We start from the raw sequence: 18,976 nt of genomic DNA on the forward strand, positions 1-18,976 counted from the left end.
CTTCTAGGTTCTTGTTTGTTACGCTTCGGGGAAGCCCCGGAGCAGGTAAGAGCGCACCACTCCCAGCAGCCCGTTCAGGATCAATCCCAGCAACGAGATCGTGATCAGCGGCACGAACATGTCTACGGCCTGAAAGGTTCTGGCGGCCGTCACCAGCTCGTGCCCGAGTCCATCCGTCGACGTGATCATTTCGGCGAGAAACACCACGATGCAGGAGATGACAAGGCCGATCCGGCACCCAGTCAGGATCGATGGCATGGCTGCCGGCAGCACCACTTTGAAGAGGATTTCACGGCGCGGCGTTCCCGCCGCCATGGCCGACCAGATCAGCTTCTGCTCGACAGTCGATGCACCGTAATAGGTCGACAGCAGGATGGGGAAAAGAGCATCGGCAGCCACCAGGGTGATCTTCGATCCGTGGCCAAATCCAAGCAGGAGCAGCAATGCCGGATAGAGCGCGACCTTGGGCAAAGGGGCCAAGACCCGCACGATCGGCCGGACAACGGCGTTGATCGCTGGACTGGCGGCAGCGGCGATGCCGACACTGACACCGACCACGACAGCAATCGCGAAACCGGCAAACAGCCTGATCAGGGTTGCCGCGATCTCCTGCTGGAATGTTGAAGTCACAAGCTGCTGGAGCAGCCGGCCGAAGACGAAGGCCGGCGGCGGCAGCAGAACTGCCGGCACGAAGCCGAAAGACACCAAGCCTTGCCACAGCGCGATCACCAGTGCGATCGGGGCGATCCCAAGAGCGACATTTGGGGAGAGAAACCGTGACATCATGAGAAACTCAGCGGCATGTCGAACTGAGGTTCGGACCAGCGCACCAGCCTTGCGCGGACCCGCTCGAAGATCGCATCGAGGCAGATTCCCATCGCTCCCACGATGATGATCATCGCAAAGACCGTGTCGTATTGGCCCATGTCGAGCGCGTTGAACAGGATGTTCCCGGCGCCCGACTGACGGGCAATCATCTCGCTGGTGATCATCGTGATCAGCGCCAGCACCAATCCAGTGCGGCACCCTGTCAGAATCTCCGGCAGCGCGGACGGCAGCACGATGCGCACCAGGCGTTGCAGCGGCGAGAGCCCCATCGCAGCACCCGACCACAGCATCTTCTCCTGGACCGCCTTGGCGCCTTGGAAGCTGTGGTAGATCACGGGCAGGCTGACCCCGAGGAAGATCACGAGTGTCTTCGTGAGATCGCCGACCCCCAGCCACAGCATGATGATCGGCATCAACGCTGCCTTGGGTACCGGGTAGATCACCATCAGGAGCGGATTGAAAAAGGCTGCCACCGCAGCACTACGTCCCATCAACAGCCCAAGTGGGATCGACACGAGCATGGCCGCGCCAAATCCCGTCGCCATGCGCCGGAGCGAAGCAAAAATGTTGATCAGGGATTCCTTGTCGCCGAGGATGCTCGGGACTGCCCTGATCGCTTCGATCGCCGTCGGAAAGCTGTCGTTCTTCAGCACCAGTGACGCGACCTGCCACATCGCCAGCAATCCGATGCAGGCGAACACCGGGGCCGCGCGCTTGGCCATGGCAGCCGACGACATCATAGGGCGGGCCCGGCTTCATCGCTGTCGTCGAACATGCGCTCGATATCGACCACGTACTTCTGATAACGCGGATCGAGCAACAGCTCGTTGCGGCGGCGCGGCCGCGGCATATCGATGTCGATGACCTGCCGGATCCGACCAGGCGATTTCGACATCATCACGACCTTATCGGAGAGGAAGACAGCTTCGTCGACAGAATGGGTGACGAACAGCACTGTCTTGCGGTCGCGCTCCCAGATGTTCAGAAGATCGTTCTGCAGACGAGTCCGGGTATGCGCGTCGAGCGCTCCGAACGGCTCGTCCATCAGCAGCACTTCGGGATGATAAGCAAGCGTCCGCGCCAGCGCCACGCGTTGCTTCATGCCGCCCGACAATTCCTTGGGGTAGAAATTCTCGTACCCCTTGAGGCCGACCATCTCAATCAAGGCCCGGCTCCGCGCTTCGGCCTCGGCGGCGCGCACACCTTGCTGGCGTGGCCCATACATCACATTTCCCAGCACGGTCTTCCAGGGAAACAAGGCGAACTCCTGGAACACCGGTCCGCGATCCGGACCGGGCTCGGTGATCGCATGTCCCTTGATCTTCGCCATGCCGCTGGTCGGGCTGACAAAGCCGCCGACGATATAGAGCAGTGTCGACTTGCCGCAGCCGGACGGACCGAGAATTGAGACGAAGGCGCCCTCCTCGATCGTCAGCGAGATGTCCGACAGCGCCAAATGATCATTGCGCGCCGAGGTCTGAAAGACCTGCGAGACGCGATCGATCTCGATGATTGCGGAAGCCGGCTCTTGTGATGTCGCCGGTCTCATCCATTCGCTCGATCTCGCAGCCACTACCGTCATCCCGTATCTCGTCTCACTCGCGCGAACATTCAGCAGTACGAGCTTAGCAAGAAACCTGCCAGACAGGCCGTCGCCTTCGCACACGTGCGGCGCGTCATTCGAACCACGGCCATTCTGCCGGGCCTTCATGCGTAACGGCTCCGCCCGGCGCTTGACCGACCAGCCGCGCATATTTTGCGAGCGCACCTGCACGGTGACGCGGCGGGCGTTGCTTCCAATCGCGCCGCCGTGCAGTGAACTCCTGCTCGTCGAGCAGCACGTCCATCCGCCGGTTCGCCGCATCGATCCTGATCCTGTCACCGTCGCGAACAAGCGCCAGCGGACCGCCGACAAAAGCCTCGGGAGACACGTAGCCGATGCACATGCCGCGGGTTGCGCCGGAGAACCGGCCATCGGTGATCAGCGCCACTTTCTCGCCCATGCCCTGTCCGTAGATCAGCGCCGTGACGCCGAGCATCTCACGCATGCCGGGGCCGCCGACCGGCCCTTCGTTGCGGATCACGAGAACCTCGCCCGCCTTGTAGCTGCGGTCACGAACCGCGATGACGCAGGCTTCTTCATCCTCGAAAACACGCGCGACGCCCTCGAAGAACTGGCTCTTCAAACCGGCAACCTTGATCACCGCACCGTCCGGACAGAGGTTGCCCTTCAGAACTGCAACGCCCCCATCTGGCATGATAGGCGCACGAGACGCGTAAACGACCTCGCCATCGGGAGCATTGGCCGCACCATATTCTTCGGCAAGCGTTCGGCCCGTGATGGTGATGCAGCTGCCATCGATATGCCCGCTCTGGATGAGCTCGCGGATCAGCACCGCCGCTCCGCCGATGTCGTAGACATCTTTCGCAGTGTATTTGCCCCCAGGCCGTAGATTTCCGATCAGCGGCGTCCTGGCAAATACCTCGCCCACATCGTCGATCGTGAATGCAATGCCGGCCTCGTTCGCGATGGCAGGAAGGTGCAGCGCGGCGTTTGTCGAGCCGCCCGTCGCGGCCACGATCGCCGCGCCGTTTTCAAGGGATTTGCGCGTCACGATGTCGCGCGGCAGCGGTCCACCACGCTCCAGCATCTCCATGATCAGCCGTCCGGCGCGACGCGATATCTGCGAACGCTCGGCGTAGACACCGGGCACCATCGAGACGTTGGGAATGGTCAGCCCCATCGCCTCCGATACCATGCCCATGGTATTCGCGGTGAACTGGCCGGCGCACGCACCGATCGTCGGCAAGCAGGCGCGCTCGATCCGCTCGAGCGTGGCGCCGTCGATCTCGCCTGTCATGAAGCTGCCGACAGCCTCGTAGGAGTCGAGCACCGTGAGCGTCCGCCCATCGACGCGGCCCGGCAGCGAGCTGCCGCCATAGATGAAGATGGACGGCACGTTGCAGCGAACCATGCCCATCATCACGCCGGGAAGCGTCTTGTCGCATCCGCCGTATCCGATCAACGCATCATAGGCCAGGCCATGAACGACGGCCTCGATCGAGTCGGCGATCAGCTCCCGCGAGAACAGCGAGAACTTCATCCCCTCATGATTCATGCTGATGCCATCGGACACCGAGACGGTCGAGAACTCACGCGGTGTGCCGCCGGCCTCCTCGATCCCGGTCTTGGCTGCAGCCACCTGGAAGTCATGGGTCATGTTGCAGGGCGTCTGCTCGCCCTTCATGCTGACGATGCCCACCATCGGCTTGGCAATCGCAGCGTCGTCGAGCCCCATGGCGCGCATGAATGCACGATGCGGAGCTCGGTCGAGTCCGTCCGTGGTGACGCGTGATCGCAACTTCTTCATATGTGCATCTTCTTCATGCAGCGTTCCGGACGGTCCGGAACGCTACGATCTTACGCTCGATAGTTCGCCCGCTTCTATTGCAGCGGAGCGACGATCGTCTGATGCTTGAACTGCGCGACATCCAACTTAGGCAGCATTCCTGTCTCTGCATAGATATCCAGCATCTTCTGGATCGCGGGGAAGTTTGGAGCTGCGCCTGGATCGCGACCGAAATCATTGTCCTTGAGTAGATAGGTCTCGAGCACCGGAACAGGCGCCTTGAGCACCTCTGATACGACCTTCAAAGTCTCTTCGCGGTTCGCCAGCGCCTTCTTCATGCCTGACGTGATGTCGCGGACATAGGCTTTCACCAGCTCCGGGTTCTTGTCGACGAAATCGGCACGGCAGGCTTCCAGGATGTGCACGATGTTCGGCATGGCCTGGGACAGCGAGAACAGCTTCCTTGTGCCGCCCTTGGCCTCGGCGCGTGCGGCAAACGGCTGGTTCATGTTGACCGCATCGACGCGGCCTTGGCGCAGCGCGTCCTCGGAGACGGCAAAGCCGACCTCGACCAGCTTGATGTCCTTGGCCGGATCGACGCCATTCTGCTTCAGGAGCAGGTTGAATGGCCCTTGCGTGCCGCCGCCGATCACGGAAATGCCGACCGTTTTGCCCTTGAGATCGGCGATTGTCTTGATGGGCGAGTCATCCTTGACCGCCCAATAGACCGAGAAACCGCCGGGCTTCTCGAAGACGTGTTGCGCGACGATATAGGCCTTGAGATTGCCGCCGACCACTCCATTGGAGAGCGACAGCGGCGCCTGCGTTGCGCAGTCCAGCGCGCCGGCCGCCAATGCTTGCGTCATCGGAGCGGTGCCCTGGAATTGGGTCCATTCGATGTTGTAGGTCTTGCCGATACTCGGAAATTCGGCTGGCCTGCGCATCATCCAGTACTTGGATTCCTCGGCCGGGATCGTCCAGCCGACCCGGATCGTCTGCTGTCCCCATGACGGGCTCGCCGCCCCGCTCACGGCTGCTGCCGCCCCCAACGCCAGGATCCATTTCGAAACGGTTCGCATCGTGCCCACTCCGCTGCTCCGGCGCCGACCGGCGCCCCCAACCCGACCGCCTCAAATGTTTCATGGTTCAAACAATCAGGCAAGCCATGCAAGCCGGGCGGTTTTGCCGTCAGATGCGCAATGTATGGTAAAGCGGCGCCACAATGCGACCGAAGGAGGCAACCTATGGCTGACGAGAGCAAGGCAAACCCGCAAGGCACCGAAAGGCTCGGTTATCTCGGCCTTGGACTCATGGGTACGCCGATGACCCTACGCCTGCTCAAGGCCGGCTATCAGGTCGCTGTCTGGAACCGCTCGGAGACCAAGGTGGCGCCGCTCGCCGAGGCCGGCGCCAAGCGCGCGGTCACGCCTCGTGATCTCCTGGTGAACTCGGATATCGTCTTCATGTGCGTGACCGATGCGGCGGCGGTCGAGGAAGTGATCTTCGGTCCCGAAGGTCTGGCAGCGGCGCCCGGCGCAGGCAAGCTTGTCGTCGACTTCTCGTCGATACATCCCGACGCGGCGCGCGATCTCGCAACGCGACTGAAAGACGCGAACGGTGCAGGCTGGATCGATGCGCCGGTGTCTGGCGGCACGAAGGGCGCCGAGGAAGGCACGCTCGCCATCATGGCGGGCGGAGAAGCTGGCGACATCGAGAGGGTGCGGCCCTATGTGCTGGCCATGGCGCGCAGGTTCACGCATATGGGCCCGGTCGGCGCCGGCCAGACCACAAAGCTGTGTAACCAGGTGATCGTCGGATGCGCGATGGCCGTCCTCGCGGAAGCAACGCGCCTTGCCGTGAACGCCGGAATTGACGCCAACCGGTTGCCCGAAGCGCTCGCCGGCGGCTTTGCGGATTCCATTCCGCTTCAGCTGTTCGTGCCGCGGATGGTCCAGGGCATTCACAGCCCGCCGCTCGGTCACATCGCCACGATGCTCAAGGACCTCGATACGGTCGCCGATGTGGCGCAGGCGACGTCGACGCCGGTGCCAATGGCCTCGCTTGCCGGACAACTTTTCAGGCTGGCGAAGGCCGCGCGAGGTGCGGAAGCGGACGCGCTGGAGATCTACAAGCTTTCAGCTCCAGAGCGCCAGACCGTCTAGGGCGACCTGACGCGCGCTACGGCGTCTTCTTGCGTCCATCGTCGGTCATGAAGCGGCCGAACGCCCCCCGCGCGAAGAGCAGCGGCTCCTTCGCATTGTAGGTGTAGGCCTCGACCGCACCGAGAAAGATCACGTGGTCGCCGCCATAGTAGCGATTGACGGAGCGGCACTGAAAGTTGGCGACGCTCTCGGCGAGCACCGGCGCATTGCCGAGGCCGGGGGTCCAGTCCACGCCCGCGAACTTGTCGTCCGACGATTTTGCGAATTTGTTCGCAAGCGCCTGCTGCGAAGCGCCAAGGACGTTGACGGTGAAATGGCTGGCGTTCTGAAAGATGGTCAGACTCGAGGAATAGACGACCAGGCTCCATAGAACCAGCGGTGGATTCAGCGAGACCGACGCAAACGAATTGCATGTCAGTCCGTAGGGCTTGCCGTCAGGCGCTGCCGCCGTGATGATCGTCACGCCCGTAGCATAGGTACCGAGCGCGTTGCGAAAGTCGCGAGGATCGATCTGCGAGTTGTCGCTCGCGAACTCGTTGGCGGGATCGGGAGCGCGGGGCTGCTTCGGCAGATCATTCATCGGCCGACCTCACAGCGTGAGATTCTCGGACGGCAGGCCGAGCGCCACCCGTCCATAGTTGGTCCCGGCTGCATCGAAGTTGAACGCGAGATGCGAGTTGATCGCGTGCGCATCGCGGAACTGCCGCTGCAACACGCCGCTCGTGAACAGACCGCGCGCACCGCTTGCGGCAAACAGCATCGAGACCGCGTCCGTGCACAAGTTTACTGAAAAAGATCCGTCGCGCCGATATCTGGTCTTGGTCGCCATGTCAGGAACCCGGCCGCACCGTGCGTCCTCCATGGCATCGAGGCAGGCCGAACGCATGATCAGGCGGGCGGCGTCGATCTTCGCCGAGGCCTCCGCAATCTTGATCTGAGTGCTTTGAAAATCGCTCAGCTTGGCGCGGTTGTAGGTTGAAATACGATGACGCGCGACCTCTGTGTAATCATCGAGGCACGCTTGCGCATTCCCCAGCGCGACACCGGAGAGGACGTAAGGGAACAGCGAGAACACGGGGAGCGCATACAACGGATTCGGATTGACCTCGCTTCCGGGTGTCGGGCCACCAGCAAGCTCACCGACGGCGACCGTCATATGGTCAGCCACGAAGGCGTCCCTGACTTCCACGTCGCACGAGCCGGTCCCGCGCAATCCTGCGACATTCCAGGTGTCCAGCACCTTGTAGTCGCCTTTCGGCAGCAAAAAGATTCGATACTCGATGCCGTCCGCCTCGTCGTCGGAGTAGACCACGCTTGCAAGCATATTCCATTCGCAGGAAGCAACGCCCGAGGAGAATGGCCAGCTGCCGTGCAGCCGGTATCCGCCCTCGACCCGCGTGGCGCGTCCGGCGGGAAAAATGAACGAGGATGCGATCAGCGCGTCCGGATCATGGCCCCAGACCAGATCCTGTGCCCTTTGCTCGAACATGCCGAGCATCCAGTGATGGCTCGCCAGATTGGCAAGATTCCAGGCTACCGACGCATCCGCCTGCCCGAGCAGCTCGGCGCAATCGACCAGGGCGACATAGTCGAGCTCAGCGCCGCCGATCCGGGCGGGTTGGAGCATCCGGAACAGGCCGGCGTCATGGAGATCCTTTTCGGTCTCCGGCGGAAGACGCCGCAGTTCCTCCGTCCGCGCGGCGCGCTCGCGTAGTCGCGGCAGGAGCGTCCGAGCCTTCGCAATCATGGCCGCATAGACCTCTCCGCCGTCTTGCTGTCCGGCGGACTGAGTCATGCGCGGCTCCTGACCGAACGCCATTCGTGTCCCTCGCTTTCACGCATTTATGCGGCGAGACCTTCGCTAAATCAAGCCAAGGCAATGTCCTCAAGCCGGTGTCGGAGGCTTGGCCGAGCCAAAGGCACCCTTCTCGGCAAATTGGGTGATGCGACGTTCGTCGTAACCGAGCGTATCACGCAGGACTTGCTTCGTATGCTGGCCCAATAGAGGCGCCGCAACGGGATCGATCGCGCCGGTCAGGCTCATGGTAATCGGTGGCTCGATGTTGGGCACCCATTCCGCCGTCGGATGCGGAATCCGGTTCAAGCGACGGCGCTCGCGAGCCTCGGGGGCATTGAACCCCTCCTCGACCGTGCGGAGATAGCCGACGGGTATATTGGCCAGCTTCATCTTCGCCATCCAGTTCTCGAGAGTATCGCTGGCAAAGACCTCTGCAATCGCTGCCCGCAACAGCTCCTTGTTCTCCGAACGGGCTTTGCGCGTGGCAAACTGCGGATCGGTGATGAGATCGGGCCGATTCAGCACCTCGACCACGAGCCGGCGGTAGAGCCGGTCGTTGGCGCAGGCCATGTAGAGCGGTCCGTCAGAGGCCTCATAGACCCCGACCGTGGGTGACCCGCTGGGCGAATTGCCGAACCGGCCGGGGTTTTCGCCGTTGATAAGATAGGCCATGCCGTAGAAACCGGTCATCCCCATCGCAATGTCGAACAGGGCGACTTCGACATGTTGCCCGCGGCCGAGCCGGTCGCGCGCCAGCAGCGCCAGCAGGATGGCATTGCAGGCGGACATCCCCGTCGCCATGTCCACGATGGGCGGGCCGGTACGGACCGCCGGGCCGTCGGCAAATCCGTTGAGCGACATGAAACCGCTTTCCGCCTGCGTGATGGGGTCGAAGCCGGGACGCGAGGCAAACGGTCCGCTGCGTCCGTAAGCGGAGATCGAGCAATAGACCAGCCGCGGATTGAGCGGCGCGACCGACTCATAGTCGAGCCGGAACTTCTTCATCACCCCGCTCGAAAAATTCTCCACGACCACATCCGCCTTGCGGATCAGATCCAGCGCGATCTCTCGAGCCTCCGGCACGGTAAGGTCGAGCGCAATGCCGCGCTTGTTGCGGTTCAGGCTGAGATAGGCGGCGCTTTCGCCGCCAATCTCGGCATGCTCATAGGCCCGCGTATCGTCGCCGCCGTCGGGATTCTCGATCTTGATGACGTGCGCTCCATAATCGGCGAGCGTCTGGGTGCAGGCCGGGCCGGCGACCACGCGCGTGAAATCGACGACCAGCAGACCATCGAGCGCAGCCGGCCCTCTCGTCCCTCGCGACGAACGCACCGGCAATTGAGGCTTGGTGGGCATCGATAGCGCTCCCCTTACATCGGCTTATGGCCGCCGAATTTCCAGCAAGAGCAAACTTAAAGCCCGGCGCCGCCGACTTCGCAAGTGCCTCACCCGCATTGCCTGAATACGCAAAAGGGCCCGGCAGCCATCAGGCTGTCGGGCCCTTCGACATTCCAGGCATTGGGCTGCGCGAGGTCTCGCGCCGCTTGTTCGACGCTGCCATGTTCCGCATCACGGGAAACCCCGTTCCATTTTCTCAGCGGAGCCACTTTCGCCAGTAAAGCGTATGCGACCAAGCCCAGGGCAATTCGGGTTCATAGAGCCGATAGCCCGCCTGGATGAAATTATTGGCAGATATCGGATTGTCCGTCGTATCGGAAACGATGCTCTGCCAGTGCGCCAACACCTTCGGCGCGAGGCCAGCAGCAGCACGACGCAGACGCCGAGTAGCACGATGTCCTTGAACAGAAACTCGCCGGTAGATTCCAAGCCGTCGGGTCGGTCGAGAGGCTCCATGTCACCACGCCGGGGCGCGTGACTCATCGACTGCCCCGCAGAAAATTCCAGGACGAGACCGATGCTTCAGTACTTTGCCCACAGGTCAAACCAAAAGCTACTTAGAGCAAACAGAACATTATCAATCGACGTCCTGCGCTCGCGTCGAGCGAGCGCAGGAGGGATCTCGGTGTCAGGTCAATGCGGGAAGCCGAGGCGAGTGGCCGGACGGCGCAGACATTACACAGCACTCTTCACCCGCGATCGCCATCCGTCTCCTCCTTCCGCGGCACCTCCTGCGTCTTGCGCCCAAGAAACGTATCGGGTGGTGGTTGCTTCAACAACTCGCGGCATTCGCGCACGATCCGCAGCATGTGTTCAGCCTGCTCGTGCTCGGCAGGCAACGGCCGATAGACCCGCATCTCGGGCTCCCTTCGCTTTGGCAGGCGGGAGCGCGATCGGTCTCTCAGCCACCGACGCCCACGGACGAAAGCCTTGGCCGGTGATGCAACGCCAACGACCTGAGGTCGCTTTGGTTCAACAATGAACCTGGATATCGCGACGCACGCAAAATGAGTAAGTGGCTCAAACGGCTGAACTTGCACCCGAAAATTTAATCTGCGGGACATACCAAATGATACAGACTCTCCGCCGCAAGCAGCGTAGGGTCGATCCATCACCGCAAGGTACTTGGCATTCATCGGTGATGAGAACGCCAGTTGCGCTCCCGCCCAACTCGAACGAGGGAGTAGCGCCATGCTGAAGCGGCGTCGTTTCAAACAGACCACGACCCTGAACGAAAGACTAGCGGACGAAGCCGCCCGCTGCCGCGCGGAAGCGCGCAGGCTGGCGCCGGGGCATCGCCGCGAGATGCTGCTGCGCCAGGCGCGGCAGGACGAGACCGCCATGCAGATCGAGGCCTGGCTGCGCTCGCCAGGCCTGAGGGCGCCGACATGATGCAGCAATATCGCGCTTATCTCGTCGGCGAGAACGGCGTCTTCCGCTCCGCCGAGGCGTTCGAAGCCCCGTCCGATTCCTCCGCCCTGGTGTTTGCGAAGCAGTTCACCCGGCTCGGCAAGGTCGAGGTCTGGCAGCTCGGCCGAAAGGTCGCCGTGCTGGAGTCCGAGCAGTCCCGGCCGCCGCTGGCCGAGCCGTCCCGCCCCATGCTGACGCGTCAATGATCGTGTGAGTGGGATCGCGACGTGAAGCTCTCGATCTCGAAGCAGAAGGTCACCTGCATGACGGGACCGCCGGCGTCGCGAACGTCGATCGCCATCTCCTGCCGGCCGCCGGTGAGCGGCGCGGCGAGCACCGCATCGCGCGCCATGTCGGCAACCGACTTGGCCGCCTCGGCCTGAACCGCGCGCGGGCCGGACAATTCCAGCCCCTCCTCGTCCAGCGCAACTCCCGTGTCGTCTCGAAGGTCGAAGTAGTATCGGGCATGTCCGCATCCTTTGCCGTAATAGGTCGAGGCGCGAGCAAAGGTTTCAAACGGACGAACAAATTCCCTCGGGATCAAGGGGGGGGTGGGGAACGCACGCGCTCTGACTGCGCCTGGCCGCTCACCCCTTACTCCTCCGCGAGCTTGCGCTCGATATAGGCGTCCACCGTCTCGGCGAACGAGCGCTGCACGCCCACCGCGGCATCGTGCTGGTGGAGGGCGTCGCGCTGGAGCACGCGCAGGCCGCGCCCGCGGGCGCTTGCCGGCGCCGTATTCAGGAACTCATCGATGGCGCCCTTGGCCAGCGGAATGGCCTTGGGATCGCCCCTGGCGATCAGGAGCCGCAACAGGCTCCGGCATTCGGCCAGGCCGGGCATGGTTCTCTCACCTTTGCTGCGATTTCGGCTTCGGCCGCTTGACCGGCTGGGTATGGGTGCCGAACAGCGCCAGCAGGAACGCAACTTCTTCCTTCGAACCGATCTGGATCATGATTGTCTCTCCTGTTCGCTCAATTGGTCGGAGCCCGGAGCCGAGCAGTTCAGGACAATCGGGTTTCCGGAATGTTTCAGGGTTTCAGGCGTGTTTCGTGAGGTCATCCGCACGGCCCCGCCTGCTTCCATCGCGGCCTTGCGTGGCTGTCCGGTCGCAGCCCGAGAATACAGCGGTTTGCGCCCTCGGAATGAAAGCCCGCGACGGATTGCTCCGCGCGGGCTTTCATCGATCGATTGCCTGAACCGGGCCCGTGCCGGAAGGCGCCGGAGCCCGCGGCGCTCCACAGCGCCTTCCTGCCTCAGCCGGAACGGCCCGAGGCAAAAGAACAGGTCTCGTTCTCTTAGTGCGTGGTGCAGACCTTGACGGTCTTCATTCCAGCCTCGGCTTCCGCCCTGGTCTTGTAGACGGTATCACCACTCACCACCGTCGTTTCCGTGGTCGTCGGCTTCGACTCCGTGATGGTGCACTTCTTGGTCTTGACGTCCTGCACCACGTAGAACGATTGCGCGAACGCCGGAGCCGCAACCGACGTCAGCACGGCAGCGGCAACAATTGCTTTGATGTTCATCGTGTCCTCCTCCAGCGGCCGGGTTATCCAGGCCTGTCTTCTACAAACATCACAAATTACCACTTGTTCCCGGTCATGCATCCGAACCAACTCCCACGGGCTGCGTTGGTGGGCAACGCAAAACAGGAGGCTTCGATGCTGGACGTGCGGCTTGCGACGACTTCTCTGGCGATGCTGGTTGCACTGGTGGCCGTTGCACAGGCCGAGCCGGTCAGGGATCAAGCTGCGCCCGCCGTTCAGAGCTCCGCCGAAGCTCGCCCCATTCGCGTGGTCCTTCCAGCGCCCTGGGAGCCCGCCAACGGTCAACGCGAAGCTGTGCAGCCTTCGAAGTAGCAGGCGTCGGAACGAATGCCCCTGCGGCCGACGAGCGACCTGCGCAGCTCGCCCAACGCTGCCGCGACAAAAGAGCCGCAGCAAACTCGTTCACAACGAAAGCAACCAATTCGAATCTGACTTGTTGTCGCCGGCACATTCACTTGCTGGAGGACAAAGCATGTCACGTCTAACTCTGCTGGCCGCAACCTTGTTGCTGCTGGGCTCGGCGCCTGCAGGCGCCCAATCGCAGCCGGCGCAAAGCGGGCCGGGAAACAGCGCCGTCAACAGCTCCGACCAAAACAACTCCAACGCACCGGTCGCCGGCCGCAACAGCTTCACCGAGGGCCAGGCGAAATCGCGGATCGAGGACGCGGGCTATTCCAACGTCTCCGGCCTGCAGAAGGACAACGAGGGCGTCTGGCGCGGCAAGGCCGACAAGGCCGGCAGCAAGACCGACGTCAGCGTCGACTTCCAGGGCAACGTCAACCCCGCCAAGTAAGGAGATCCAGACATGACGACCACCATTTCTCGCCTGTACGACAACTATGCCGACGCCGAGCGGGCCGTGACGCGGCTGGAGAGCGCCGGCGTGCCGCACTCCGACATCAGCATCGTCGCCAACAATTCGGACAATTGGTACGGCACCTCGCGCGGCAAGGCCGGCGGCAAGGTCGACCGTGACCGCGACGGCGTCGACGACCGCGCCGAAGGCGCCGGAACGGGCGCCGGCATCGGCGCCGGGCTTGGCGGCGCGGCAGGCCTGCTCGCCGGCCTCGGCCTGCTGGCCATCCCCGGCCTCGGCCCGGTGGTCGCGGCAGGATGGCTCGCCTCGACCGCGGTCGGCGCCGCAGCCGGCGCCGCCACCGGCGGCATCGTCGGCGCCCTGACCGAGGCAGGCGTCTCCAAGGAGGATGCATCGCGCTATGCGGAGGGCGTCCGCCGCGGCGGCACGCTGGTGTCCGCGAGGGTGCCCGACCAGGACCGCGCACGCCTCGATGCGCTTCTGCACGAGAACTCCGTTAACCTTGGGGAGCGCAGCGCCGCCTGGCAGAAATCCGGCTGGAGCGACTTCGACGCCGCAAGCCCGCCGCTGTCTCCGGAGGATATCGGCCGCGAGCGCGAGCTCTACGGCGTCGGCACGCGGCGATAGGCCGCCAGGCGCCGCGCCGACAAGGCCACGAGCCAAAGCCCCGACACGACAAAGGCCCCGCGATGCGGGGCCTTTTTTGATATCGAACCTTGATGTCGAACGTTGATGTCGGACGTTGATGTCGGACGCCGGTCATCATCGCGACGCCGGCGCCCGCTGATGGTGTCATCTTGCCGGTGTTTTGCCCGACACGTCAAACTTTATCTTAAATGCAGCAAAGCGGATTGGGCGAAGTGAAATCTCTTCGCGTCATGCTGGGACATGTCGCCTGGACGGGGCAAGCCGGGAGATTCGTCGATGTACTACGTCGCTGCTGCGTTGATGGGACTGTCGGGACTGTTCTATTCGGCGAGCCGTCATGAGCTCGGCCAGTTCGGAGCGGACGTGTGCAGGTATGGTGGCACGTTCTGCGACAATCCGGTGGTCCTCTTCACCGGCGCCGCGCTGGCCGCCGCCTGGGGCATGTTCGTCAGCGTGAAGTAGGTCGCGGGCGCAACACCTTCATCCCGGCATCCACGGCCCGCCAGCGTCCGCGAAGCGTCGCGGACGGCGCCGAGGTCGGGACTTGCGGGATGATGCCAATCTACTCCTGTTTTGCCCGACGGATCAAGCGGGCTTAGCATTATCAGAAACGAATTGCCGCCCTGTCGACGGGAACTTATGTTTGCCCATTCGTATTGCCAAGAAGACGCCTGCACCCGTTCGAGGTCCCCTTCATGCGCGACAGCGCCAGCCCGCCGAAATCCGCGCCGACGCTGCTGCAAAGACTGGGGCCGGGCCTCGTCACCGGAGCTGCCGACGACGATCCGTCGGGCATCGCCACCTATTCGCAGGCCGGCGCGCAATTCGGCTACGGTCTGCTGTGGACCGTATTCCTGACCACGCCGTTCATGATCGCGATCCAGCTCGTCAGCGCGCAGATCGGCCGCGTCACCGGCAAGGGGCTCGCTGCCAACGTCACGCAGATCGCGCCGCGCTGGGCGGTGCTGGGCCTCGTCGGCATGCTGGTGGCCGCAAACACGTTCAACATCGCCGCCGACATCGCCGCGATGGCCGAGGCGCTTTCGCTCGTCATCGGCGGCCTCAACCACGAGCATGCGCTGATCTTCGCGGCGGGCTCGACCCTGCTCCAGGTGTTCCTGCCCTACCGCCGCTATTCGCCCGTCCTGAAATTCCTCACGCTGGCGCTGTTCGCCTATGTCGCGACCGCCTTCACCGTCGAGATTCCCTGGAGCACGGCGCTGCTCGCGGCGGTGTGGCCGAAGGCGAATGTCAGCGGGGATTATTTCATGATGGTGGTCGCCGTGCTCGGCACCACCATCAGCCCTTATCTGTTCTTCTGGCAGGCCTCGCAGGAGGTGGAGGAGATGAACCAGGGCAAGCGCGACAAGCCGCTTCGCGAGCTCAAGAGCGGCGGCAGTCCGGAGCTCGCGCGCATCAGGGCCGACACCATCTCCGGCATGCTGCTGTCCAACGCCATCGCCTTCTTCATCATCCTCACGACGGCGTCGGTCCTGCATGCCAACGGCATCACCAACATCAATTCGGCCACCGAAGCGGCCGAAGCGCTGCGGCCGCTCGCCGGGGATTTCACCTTCGCCCTGTTTGCGATCGGCATCATCGGCACGGGCCTGCTCGCCATCCCGGTGCTGGCGGGCTCGGCCGCTTATGGCGTTGCGGAGATCTTCGGCTGGCGTGCCACGCTGGAGGCCAAGCCGGACGAAGCGGTCGGCTTCTACACCATCATCGCGGCGGCGACCCTGATCGGCTTCGGCCTCGGCTTCACCGGCATCGACTCGATCCACATGCTGGTGTGGAGTGCGGTGCTTAACGGCATCGTCGCCGTCCCCATCATGGCGATGATGATGCTGATCGTCTCGAGCAGCACCATCATGGGCCGCTTCAGGGCGCGCTCCTGGTTGATCGCGCTGGGCTGGCTCGGCACCGCGCTGATGGCGCTGGCCGTGCTCGCCCTGCTCGTCTCTTCGGTGATCGGCTGACGGGACCGCCGAAAGCGTCGCCGGGACGCGCTCCCGGCCGCATCGCTGCGCCCTTCACGCCGAGCCGCGCTTGGCCTAACAATGCGGTCAGGGCCCGGCCTGAGATCGGGTCACAAAAGAACACCGGCCGGGCGACAGGGAGCGACATGACCAGATCATCAAGAACAACAAGCATCGAGATTCTTGCCTGCGACGCCGGCTGGAGAAACTATCATTTCGTCAAGCTGACGACCGAAGACGGCATCGTCGGCTGGAGCGAATTCGACGAGGGTTTTGGCTCGCCCGGCGTCGGCGCTGCCATCCAGCGCCTGTCGGCCCGTGTCATCGGGCAGAACGTCTTCCAGCACGAGCGCATCTTTGCCGAGCTGTTCGCGGCAACGCGCCCCGCGGCCGGCGGCGTGGTGGCGCAGGCCCTCGGTGCGATCGAGAATGCGCTGCTCGATGCCAAGGCGAAGTCTCTCGGCGTCCCCTGCTACGAGCTGCTCGGCGGCAAGATCCGCGACCGTATCAGGGTCTACTGGTCGCATTGCGCCACTTGGCGCATCATTCACCCATCCTGGTACAAGCCGCCGATCGAAAGCCTCGACGGCGTCAAGGCCATGGGGCGCGAGGTGCGCGAGAGGAAGTTCACCGCGCTCAAGACCAACATCTTTTCCTATGACGACGGCAAGCCGACCGGCTGGCGCCCCGGCTTCGGCTCGCCTTTCGCGCCCGAGATCAACGTCGATCGCAAGATCCTGCGCGACCTGCATATGCATCTGGAAGCGATCCGCGACGGGGCAGGCCCCGACGTCGACATCCTGCTCGATTGCAATTTCAACGCCAAGACCGAAGGCTATCTGAAGATCCTGCGCACCATTGCCGACATCGACATGTTCTGGGTCGAAATCGACAGCTTCAATCCGCAGGCACTCGGCTATATCCGCAGGCAGAGTCCGCATCCGATCTCATCCTGCGAGACACTGCTCTCCTTGCGCGAATTCCTGCCCTATTTCCACGCACAGGCCATGGACGTCGCGATCATCGACACGCCCTGGAACGGCGTCTGGCAATCGATGAAGATCGCGAGCGCTGCGGAAGCTTTCGAGGTCAACGTCGCCCCGCACAATTTCTACGGCCATCTCTGCTCGATGATGAACGCGCATTTCTGCGCCGCGGTGCCGAACCTGCGCATCATGGAGATCGACATCGATCGTCTGTCCTGGGACCGCGAGCTGTTCACGCATGAGCCGGAGCTTCGCGACGGCCATCTGATCGTTCCGGACCGGCCCGGCTGGGGCACCGAGCCGAATGAGGAAGCCTTGCGCGCGCATCCGCCGAAGACGAGCGGCGGGCTCCTCAATTACGGCCGAAGGGGCTGAGGCTATGGCGTCACGGGATTGACGGTCGGGGATGTCTTGGGCCCCGGCCGCGCCGGCTCGATCGGCGACTTCGGTTTGGTCGGGAGCACCACGGCGCCAGCAGCCCGTGCCGCCTCTCCCGTCGTCGCATACATCGCAAGATGGGCCGGCTGGGTCTTGGCGCGGCTCCAGGGTCCGTGGTCGACGATCAGCATAGCCGCAATCGTCACCCCCGCGACGATCAGCGCGATCACGCCGGGATGGCGCAGTGCGGTGGAGATGGACTTTGCGAAACGACCACTTGTCATCGATGGATCCGCTCTTTTCCCTGTCACAGGTTAACTCAATCGCGCCCCACCCGGTTCCCCGCCCCCATCAAGCAAGTTCCAGGCCAACGATGGTCCACTCTGCTGGTGTAGCCGAATCCCAACTGCCTTCGGCGCACGAACGTCGTTTGCCGCTTCACTCACCCGGAGCGATCGCGTTGCTCGGCGTCGGCCGATCGGCGATCTGCTGGCCGAACAGGCTGCCGATCAGCTCGACTGCAGCACGCGCCGTCCGACCACGTTCATCCAGGAAGGGATTGAGCTCAACGATATCGACCGATCCTACCATGCCGGAATCGTGCAACAGCTCCATGATCAGGTGCGCCTCGCGATAGGTGGCACCACCCGGCACGGTGGTACCGACGCCCGGCGCCACGCAGGGATCGAGGAAATCGACATCGAAGCTGACATGCAGCACGCCATTGCTCGCCTTGACCCGCTCGATGACGCGCCGGATCATGACCGCGACGCCGAACTCGTCGATCTGGCGCATGTCGACGATCCTGATCCGACGCAAGCGCATCAACTCCTTTTCGAGCTTGTCGATCGAACGCGCGCCGAACAGGTCCAGCCTGTCCGGGTCGATCGAAGCGCGCGGATCGTCGCCAAGCAGGCCGTCGAGGCCGGGCTCGCCGCACAAGAAGGCGGCTGACATGCCGTGCATGTTCGCGGTGATCGTCGTCTCCGGCGTGTTGTAATCGGCATGGGCATCGAGCCAGAGCACGAAGAGTTCGCGTCCACATTCCTGCCAATGACGCGCCATCGCATTGACCGACCCCATCGACAGCGTGTGATCGCCGCCGAGGAAGATCGGCAGCGCGCCAGTTGTCGCGATCTCATAGCCTCTGCGGCTCAGGACGCGCGTCCAGCGCTGGATCTCGCGGTAGTGATTGGCATTTTCGGGCGGCCTGTCGGTGAGGTCTCGAACTTCGGCTACGGAAAGATCGCCATAGTCGACCACCTCGAAATCCAAGCTTTCGAGTAATGTCGCAAGGCCGGCAGTGCGCAGTGCCGCAGGGCCCATCAAGGTGCCGCGCTGCGAAGCCCCCATGTCGATGGGAGCACCGAGCAAAGCGATGCGCCGGGCTCGATCCGTCATGGTCCGATCGGTCACGGCCGTCTCCTGACTTCAGCAAGGCCACCCCAGCCTAACAGAGATTCGCACCCGTCGTTTCCCGGGGAGCTCACAGCGACCGACATATCGTCCGGAACAGAATTCCGCGCGCTGAATTGCCCCATCCAAGGCCGGCACCCGCCGTCACTCACGGCGCCTGTCGCGGATAGCCAAAGGTCGCTAGACCCGCTGTTCAAAACGAGCGCTCGCGCGGATAGCCAAAGGTGTCGGCCTCCATGTCAGGCCGGAGGTCACGTCC

General features: G+C 63.3%; 23 protein-coding genes. 9 read left to right on the top strand and 14 right to left on the bottom strand.

What is annotated here, in order from left to right; translation table 11 throughout:
- Window positions 1–18 precede the first annotated feature (18 nt).
- The 5 genes from ABIG06_RS01075 to ABIG06_RS01095 form a co-directional block, all read right to left on the bottom strand.
- Window positions 19–786: an ABC transporter permease gene (locus ABIG06_RS01075; RefSeq protein ID WP_370140711.1), complete on the bottom strand. Its 768-nt coding sequence runs from the start codon at window positions 784–786 to the stop codon at window positions 19–21.
- Complete coding sequence (locus ABIG06_RS01080) at window positions 783–1,568, bottom strand: ABC transporter permease (RefSeq protein WP_370140712.1); 786 nt, start codon at window positions 1,566–1,568, stop codon at window positions 783–785. The genes ABIG06_RS01075 and ABIG06_RS01080 overlap by 4 nt, the downstream gene beginning before the upstream one ends.
- Complete coding sequence (locus tag ABIG06_RS01085) at window positions 1,565–2,410, bottom strand: ABC transporter ATP-binding protein (RefSeq protein ID WP_424578060.1); 846 nt, start codon at window positions 2,408–2,410, stop codon at window positions 1,565–1,567. Before ABIG06_RS01085 ends, ABIG06_RS01080 begins: the two co-directional genes overlap by 4 nt.
- Window positions 2,411–2,504: 94 nt before the next feature.
- Window positions 2,505–4,199, bottom strand: a complete 1,695-nt coding sequence (gene ilvD / locus ABIG06_RS01090) for a dihydroxy-acid dehydratase (protein ID WP_370140714.1) — start codon at window positions 4,197–4,199, stop codon at window positions 2,505–2,507.
- A gap of 74 nt (window positions 4,200–4,273) precedes the next feature.
- Complete coding sequence (locus tag ABIG06_RS01095; protein ID WP_370140715.1) at window positions 4,274–5,257, bottom strand: ABC transporter substrate-binding protein; 984 nt, start codon at window positions 5,255–5,257, stop codon at window positions 4,274–4,276.
- 165 nt (window positions 5,258–5,422) lie between these two features.
- On the opposite strand from ABIG06_RS01095, the gene ABIG06_RS01100 reads away from it, so the two are divergent.
- On the top strand, window positions 5,423–6,340 hold the full coding sequence (locus ABIG06_RS01100) for an NAD(P)-dependent oxidoreductase (protein ID WP_370140716.1): 918 nt from the start codon (window positions 5,423–5,425) through the stop codon (window positions 6,338–6,340).
- 16 nt (window positions 6,341–6,356) lie between these two features.
- Here ABIG06_RS01100 and ABIG06_RS01105 read toward each other — a convergent pair whose 3' ends face one another.
- The 4 genes from ABIG06_RS01105 to ABIG06_RS01120 form a co-directional block, all read right to left on the bottom strand.
- Window positions 6,357–6,920 (bottom strand): flavin reductase family protein, encoded by a 564-nt coding sequence (locus ABIG06_RS01105; protein ID WP_370140717.1) that lies wholly within the window; start codon window positions 6,918–6,920, stop codon window positions 6,357–6,359.
- A 9-nt stretch (window positions 6,921–6,929) separates the two neighbouring features.
- Window positions 6,930–8,159, bottom strand: a complete 1,230-nt coding sequence (locus ABIG06_RS01110) for an acyl-CoA dehydrogenase family protein (RefSeq protein ID WP_370140718.1) — start codon at window positions 8,157–8,159, stop codon at window positions 6,930–6,932.
- Between the two features lie 66 nt (window positions 8,160–8,225).
- Window positions 8,226–9,494: a CaiB/BaiF CoA transferase family protein gene (locus ABIG06_RS01115; RefSeq protein WP_370140719.1), complete on the bottom strand. Its 1,269-nt coding sequence runs from the start codon at window positions 9,492–9,494 to the stop codon at window positions 8,226–8,228.
- 731 nt (window positions 9,495–10,225) lie between these two features.
- Window positions 10,226–10,393 (bottom strand): hypothetical protein, encoded by a 168-nt coding sequence (locus ABIG06_RS01120; protein WP_158626759.1) that lies wholly within the window; start codon window positions 10,391–10,393, stop codon window positions 10,226–10,228.
- A gap of 334 nt (window positions 10,394–10,727) precedes the next feature.
- Between ABIG06_RS01120 and ABIG06_RS01125 the strand changes: the two genes are divergently transcribed.
- Both ABIG06_RS01125 and ABIG06_RS01130 read left to right on the top strand, forming a co-directional pair.
- Window positions 10,728–10,928 carry a hypothetical protein gene (locus ABIG06_RS01125; protein ID WP_124161752.1) on the top strand — a complete coding sequence of 67 codons (201 nt, stop codon included), beginning with the start codon at window positions 10,728–10,730 and terminating at the stop codon, window positions 10,926–10,928.
- The gene (locus tag ABIG06_RS01130) at window positions 10,925–11,152 is read left to right on the top strand and encodes a hypothetical protein (protein ID WP_124161753.1); all 228 of its coding nucleotides are present in this window, start codon (window positions 10,925–10,927) and stop codon (window positions 11,150–11,152) included. Before ABIG06_RS01125 ends, ABIG06_RS01130 begins: the two co-directional genes overlap by 4 nt.
- Here ABIG06_RS01130 and ABIG06_RS01135 read toward each other — a convergent pair.
- From ABIG06_RS01135 to ABIG06_RS01145, 3 genes are all read right to left on the bottom strand, one after another.
- Complete coding sequence (locus tag ABIG06_RS01135) at window positions 11,146–11,490, bottom strand: DUF6894 family protein (RefSeq protein WP_424578061.1); 345 nt, start codon at window positions 11,488–11,490, stop codon at window positions 11,146–11,148. The two genes, ABIG06_RS01130 and ABIG06_RS01135, sit on opposite strands and share 7 nt — an antisense overlap.
- A gap of 50 nt (window positions 11,491–11,540) precedes the next feature.
- Window positions 11,541–11,789: a hypothetical protein gene (locus ABIG06_RS01140; protein WP_370140731.1), complete on the bottom strand. Its 249-nt coding sequence runs from the start codon at window positions 11,787–11,789 to the stop codon at window positions 11,541–11,543.
- Window positions 11,790–12,244: 455 nt separating this feature from the next.
- Complete coding sequence (locus tag ABIG06_RS01145) at window positions 12,245–12,472, bottom strand: hypothetical protein (RefSeq protein WP_199751815.1); 228 nt, start codon at window positions 12,470–12,472, stop codon at window positions 12,245–12,247.
- A gap of 135 nt (window positions 12,473–12,607) precedes the next feature.
- Here ABIG06_RS01145 and ABIG06_RS01150 point away from each other — a divergent pair, with 135 nt between their 5' ends.
- The 6 genes from ABIG06_RS01150 (at window position 12,608) to ABIG06_RS01175 (ending at window position 17,298) form a co-directional block, all read left to right on the top strand.
- Complete coding sequence (locus ABIG06_RS01150; protein WP_124161756.1) at window positions 12,608–12,805, top strand: hypothetical protein; 198 nt, start codon at window positions 12,608–12,610, stop codon at window positions 12,803–12,805.
- A gap of 160 nt (window positions 12,806–12,965) precedes the next feature.
- Window positions 12,966–13,286, top strand: coding sequence for a hypothetical protein (locus ABIG06_RS01155; protein ID WP_370140732.1), 321 nt, complete (start codon window positions 12,966–12,968; stop codon window positions 13,284–13,286).
- Window positions 13,287–13,298: 12 nt separating this feature from the next.
- Window positions 13,299–13,937, top strand: a complete 639-nt coding sequence (locus ABIG06_RS01160; RefSeq protein ID WP_370140733.1) for a general stress protein — start codon at window positions 13,299–13,301, stop codon at window positions 13,935–13,937.
- A 297-nt stretch (window positions 13,938–14,234) separates the two neighbouring features.
- Entirely contained in the window at window positions 14,235–14,420 is a 186-nt protein-coding gene (locus tag ABIG06_RS01165) for a hypothetical protein (protein ID WP_124161759.1), read from the top strand.
- Between the two features lie 233 nt (window positions 14,421–14,653).
- Window positions 14,654–15,937 (top strand): NRAMP family divalent metal transporter, encoded by a 1,284-nt coding sequence (locus ABIG06_RS01170; protein ID WP_370140734.1) that lies wholly within the window; start codon window positions 14,654–14,656, stop codon window positions 15,935–15,937.
- Window positions 15,938–16,083: 146 nt separating this feature from the next.
- Entirely contained in the window at window positions 16,084–17,298 is a 1,215-nt protein-coding gene (locus ABIG06_RS01175) for a mandelate racemase/muconate lactonizing enzyme family protein (protein WP_370140735.1), read from the top strand.
- Between the two features lie 2 nt (window positions 17,299–17,300).
- Here the strand turns inward: ABIG06_RS01175 and ABIG06_RS01180 are convergent, their stop codons facing one another.
- Window positions 17,301–17,585, bottom strand: a complete 285-nt coding sequence (locus ABIG06_RS01180) for a hypothetical protein (protein ID WP_124161762.1) — start codon at window positions 17,583–17,585, stop codon at window positions 17,301–17,303.
- A gap of 154 nt (window positions 17,586–17,739) precedes the next feature.
- Complete coding sequence (gene rocF, locus ABIG06_RS01185) at window positions 17,740–18,717, bottom strand: arginase (RefSeq protein ID WP_124161763.1); 978 nt, start codon at window positions 18,715–18,717, stop codon at window positions 17,740–17,742.
- Window positions 18,718–18,976: the final 259 nt, after the last annotated feature.

Source organism: Bradyrhizobium sp. USDA 326 (genome assembly GCF_049739485.1).
In the GTDB taxonomy this organism is placed as follows: Bacteria; Pseudomonadota; Alphaproteobacteria; order Rhizobiales; family Xanthobacteraceae; genus Bradyrhizobium.

Coding starts and splice junctions, on each gene's coding strand:
- ABIG06_RS01075 (WP_370140711.1), bottom strand. CDS start 786: ATGATGTCACGGTTTCTCTCCCCAAATGTCGCTCTTGGGATCGCCCCG.
- ABIG06_RS01080 (WP_370140712.1), bottom strand. CDS start 1,568: ATGATGTCGTCGGCTGCCATGGCCAAGCGCGCGGCCCCGGTGTTCGCC.
- ABIG06_RS01085 (WP_424578060.1), bottom strand. CDS start 2,410: ATGACGGTAGTGGCTGCGAGATCGAGCGAATGGATGAGACCGGCGACA.
- ilvD (WP_370140714.1), bottom strand. CDS start 4,199: ATGAAGAAGTTGCGATCACGCGTCACCACGGACGGACTCGACCGAGCT.
- ABIG06_RS01095 (WP_370140715.1), bottom strand. CDS start 5,257: ATGCGAACCGTTTCGAAATGGATCCTGGCGTTGGGGGCGGCAGCAGCC.
- ABIG06_RS01100 (WP_370140716.1), top strand. CDS start 5,423: ATGGCTGACGAGAGCAAGGCAAACCCGCAAGGCACCGAAAGGCTCGGT.
- ABIG06_RS01105 (WP_370140717.1), bottom strand. CDS start 6,920: ATGAATGATCTGCCGAAGCAGCCCCGCGCTCCCGATCCCGCCAACGAG.
- ABIG06_RS01110 (WP_370140718.1), bottom strand. CDS start 8,159: ATGGCGTTCGGTCAGGAGCCGCGCATGACTCAGTCCGCCGGACAGCAA.
- ABIG06_RS01115 (WP_370140719.1), bottom strand. CDS start 9,494: ATGCCCACCAAGCCTCAATTGCCGGTGCGTTCGTCGCGAGGGACGAGA.
- ABIG06_RS01120 (WP_158626759.1), bottom strand. CDS start 10,393: ATGCGGGTCTATCGGCCGTTGCCTGCCGAGCACGAGCAGGCTGAACAC.
- ABIG06_RS01125 (WP_124161752.1), top strand. CDS start 10,728: ATGCTGAAGCGGCGTCGTTTCAAACAGACCACGACCCTGAACGAAAGA.
- ABIG06_RS01130 (WP_124161753.1), top strand. CDS start 10,925: ATGATGCAGCAATATCGCGCTTATCTCGTCGGCGAGAACGGCGTCTTC.
- ABIG06_RS01140 (WP_370140731.1), bottom strand. CDS start 11,789: ATGCCCGGCCTGGCCGAATGCCGGAGCCTGTTGCGGCTCCTGATCGCC.
- ABIG06_RS01145 (WP_199751815.1), bottom strand. CDS start 12,472: ATGAACATCAAAGCAATTGTTGCCGCTGCCGTGCTGACGTCGGTTGCG.
- ABIG06_RS01150 (WP_124161756.1), top strand. CDS start 12,608: ATGCTGGACGTGCGGCTTGCGACGACTTCTCTGGCGATGCTGGTTGCA.
- ABIG06_RS01155 (WP_370140732.1), top strand. CDS start 12,966: ATGTCACGTCTAACTCTGCTGGCCGCAACCTTGTTGCTGCTGGGCTCG.
- ABIG06_RS01160 (WP_370140733.1), top strand. CDS start 13,299: ATGACGACCACCATTTCTCGCCTGTACGACAACTATGCCGACGCCGAG.
- ABIG06_RS01165 (WP_124161759.1), top strand. CDS start 14,235: ATGTACTACGTCGCTGCTGCGTTGATGGGACTGTCGGGACTGTTCTAT.
- ABIG06_RS01170 (WP_370140734.1), top strand. CDS start 14,654: ATGCGCGACAGCGCCAGCCCGCCGAAATCCGCGCCGACGCTGCTGCAA.
- ABIG06_RS01175 (WP_370140735.1), top strand. CDS start 16,084: ATGACCAGATCATCAAGAACAACAAGCATCGAGATTCTTGCCTGCGAC.
- ABIG06_RS01180 (WP_124161762.1), bottom strand. CDS start 17,585: ATGACAAGTGGTCGTTTCGCAAAGTCCATCTCCACCGCACTGCGCCAT.